This is a genomic window from Streptomyces solicavernae (assembly GCF_029968095.1).
In the GTDB taxonomy this organism is placed as follows: domain Bacteria; phylum Actinomycetota; class Actinomycetes; order Streptomycetales; family Streptomycetaceae; genus Streptomyces; species Streptomyces solicavernae.
The window spans coordinates 1-3,245 of sequence record NZ_JASCIR010000076.1 but is presented as its reverse complement, the minus strand read 5'-3'; the positions used below and the strand labels follow the sequence as shown (position 1 = coordinate 3,245).

Sequence of the window (3,245 nt, the reverse complement as noted above, 5' to 3'; positions counted from 1 at the left end):
GCCGACCCCGGCGCCCCGACGGCCCCGGCCACCGGCCTCCGTCGGCCGTAGCCTGAAGCAGGCCCTCGCCCTCGTGGCGGGGGCCTGCACCCATGAGGGCCACCCGGAGCCGGCCCGGCCCTGCTGGCAGTCCCGGCTCGCCCCGACCAGCCGACCAAGGCCCCCAAGAAGGACCCGAACCCCATGCCTCGCGGCCGCTACTCGCTCCACGACCCCCACGACCACACCCCCCTCGGTGAAGAACACTTCCACTGCGCCCCCGGCCCCTCCGGCTGGCGCTACGTCTCCCAACTCACCACACCCGCGGGCGACCACGCGGGCTCCGTCGACCTGGCCATCGACGACCTGGGCCGCCCCATCCGCGCCGAGCTCCACGCCGCGAGCTGGCAGGTGCGCGGCGCCGCCATCGACGGCGTCACCTGGGTGCGCACCGACCCCACCGGAGAGCAGGCCACCGAAGGCAACGTCGCCGCTCACGCCTTCACGGGCGCCTCCCCGGCATTCCTGATCGCCACGGCCCGTCTGCTGCGTCTCACGTCAAGCACCCCCGCCACTCGCGTACGCCTCGTCTGCTTCACCCAGCCGGTCCTCGCCCCACGCACCCTCGACCAGTCCTGGGCCCTGCTGAAAACAGAACCACACGCCACTGACAACGGCCCCCTGCTCGTGGACGAGTACCAGGTCACAGCCCTGGACACCGGCGAGCAGAGCACCGTGCACATCACCGGCGACGTGGTGCTCGCGGCCCCCGGCATCGAACTGGAGCACCTGGAATCCCCGCCGTCGCACTTCCCCGCAACGCCGGCCGACTGACAACGAAGGCCACCGGCCCTCAGGCGGGCGGCACGAACCCGGTCACAGACGGAACCTCACCCTCCGGCTCCGCACCGCCCGCCTGCCACGACTCCGCGCCCGCGGGCGGATAGGCATCCCGCACCGCGGGAACCACCGGCTGAGGAGCAACAGCCCCCACGGCTTGCTGCCCGAAGCCGCCCCCGACATCGGCCGGTCCTCCAGGCCGCCCAGAGCCGAACGCCCGCCGCGCATCCCTCGTCTGCCGCTCATGAACGACGGCGGCCAGATATGCACCATGCGGCACCCCGTGCGGCAGCGGAGCACCGGTACACGATTCGAGATCCCCGGCCAACCGCTCGGCCATGGCCGCACCCACCTGCCGATCGAGCTGCCCCATCCGCATCAGATACTGGCGAATCGCCAACCACAGCCCGTCCGGGACACCGGACAGATCAATCTCGGAGAACCGGCCCACCAGCCAGGGCGGCGGAGGCGGCACATAGGCAGCCCACCCGGCCGGCACCCGCTCCCGTACGACGAGCGTCCCCGCGAAAACGTCCCCGAGCCGTCGCCCCCGAGCGGACACCAACGAGGCGACGCAAGCGACGATCCCGAAAGTCGCCAGAATCTCGACCACGCCCATCGCCCCACGCACCAGCGCATGCCGGAACCGGATAGGCCCCCCGTCGTCCCGCACCACCCGCAGACCACAGGCCAGCTTCCCCAACGACCGCCCATGACTCAGCGTCTCGACAGCGATCGGCCCGCCTACGAGCACGAGCAGAAACGTGGCCACAGATATGGCCGCCACAGCCGCGTCATCGAGCGACGCGGTCGCCGCCAACAGAGCGACGGAGACCGCGATGTACACGGCGAACGCCGCGGCAAGGTCGATGAGTACGGCCAACGCCCTGCTCGGAAGCCGCGCCGTACGCAGCTCCAGCGCCACCGCCTCACCCGTCACCAGCTCACTCACGCGCGCCCGCCCCCTTCTGTCCTGCCCCTGGAACGGCCAGTCTGCCAAGCTGTGGACGCAGCGCGCCGCAGTACGAGGAGGGGAGCAGCGGCCTGATGGACCTCGACGTGTTCGTGTCCGCCCACCGGCCCGAGTGGGACCGCCTGGACGCACTCCTGCGCCGCCGACGTCACCTCACGGGCTACGAGGCCGACGAACTCGTCGTGCTCTACCAACGCACCGCCACCCACCTCTCCCTGATCCAGTCGAGCGCCCCGGACCCACAGCTCACCGGCCGGCTCACCCAATTGGTCGCACGCGCGCGTAGTGCCGTCACCGGCACCCGCCGCGCGGGCTGGCGCGACGTCACACACTTCCTGACCTCCGGATTCCCCGCAGCGCTCTACCGAACCCGCCACTGGTGGGTGCCCACCGCCCTGCTGTCGACCGCGGTCGCAGCCCTCATCGGCTGGTGGATCGCCACGCACCCAGAGGTGCAGTCGGCGATCGCCGCCCCTGAGGAACTACGCGAGATGACCCGCCCCGGCGGGCAGTACGAGACGTACTACTCAAGCCACCCGGCCGCGTCCTTCGCCGCACAGGTGTGGACGAACAACGCGCAAGCAGCGGCAATGTGCCTCGTTCTCGGAGCATTCCTTGGCTTGCCGGTCATCTGGATCCTCTTCCAGAACATGCTCAATGTGGGCGTCGGCATCGGCCTCATGTCATCAGCAGGCCGCCTGGACACCTTCCTCGGCCTGATCCTCCCGCACGGCCTCCTCGAACTGACCGCAGTCTTCGTAGCGGCAGGAACGGGCCTCAGGCTCGGCTGGACGCTGATCGACCCAGGCCCCCGCACTCGACGCGCGGCACTGGCAGAGGAGGGCCGCGCGGCTGTGGGCATGGCGATCGGCCTGGCCCTGATCCTCTTCATCTCCGGAGCCATCGAAGGCTTCGTCACCCCCTCAGGCCTCCCCACCTGGGCAAGAATCGGCATCGGCGTCGCCGCGGAGCTGGCATTCCTGGCGTACGTCTACGTGGTGGGCCGCCGTGCCGCACGACGCGGGGAGACAGGGGACCTGGACGCCGCCGAGCGCAGTGCGTCCGCCCCGACCGCGGCGTGATGTGCGACCACCCCCGCTGACCTGCTAGTGTCCTCTCCGCCCCGCAAGAGTCATTGACACGGCTTGCGCGGGGAGGTAGATTCAAACAGTTGCCTCGGACTGGACAAGTTCGACCGTAGCGGTTAGTATTTACACGCTTCCGGAAAGTTCTTTCCACGCGAAGCACTCCTCCGATTCATCAGAATCAAGACGCCGGTAAGGCCGACTGAAAAGTTCTGATAAACTCGGAACAACGCCGGAAGGGAGCCGAAAGGCACTCAGAGGCAAATGACTCTCCAGCAGTCACGGATTCAAATTCCGAATCGCTTCCGACAGGAAACGGAACGGGAAAAGGATCTGGTAAGGTTGGAAACGCAAGACCGAAGGGAAGT

The 3,245-nt window shown here is 69.0% G+C and carries 3 protein-coding genes; 2 read left to right on the top strand and 1 reads right to left on the bottom strand.

Translation table 11 applies throughout. The annotated features are described in order from the left end of the window. Window positions 1-183: 183 nt before the first annotated feature. Window positions 184-813 carry a hypothetical protein gene (locus QIS99_RS31915; RefSeq protein WP_282517252.1) on the top strand — a complete coding sequence of 210 codons (630 nt, stop codon included), beginning with the start codon at window positions 184-186 and terminating at the stop codon, window positions 811-813. A gap of 19 nt (window positions 814-832) precedes the next feature. Here QIS99_RS31915 and QIS99_RS31910 read toward each other — a convergent pair whose 3' ends face one another. Continuing rightward, a complete protein-coding gene (locus tag QIS99_RS31910) occupies window positions 833-1,771 on the bottom strand; it encodes an RDD family protein (protein ID WP_282517251.1) in 939 nt (312 codons plus the stop codon). A gap of 95 nt (window positions 1,772-1,866) precedes the next feature. Between QIS99_RS31910 and QIS99_RS31905 the strand changes: the two genes are divergently transcribed. Further along, window positions 1,867-2,874 carry a stage II sporulation protein M gene (locus tag QIS99_RS31905; protein WP_282517250.1) on the top strand — a complete coding sequence of 336 codons (1,008 nt, stop codon included), beginning with the start codon at window positions 1,867-1,869 and terminating at the stop codon, window positions 2,872-2,874. Window positions 2,875-3,245: the final 371 nt, after the last annotated feature.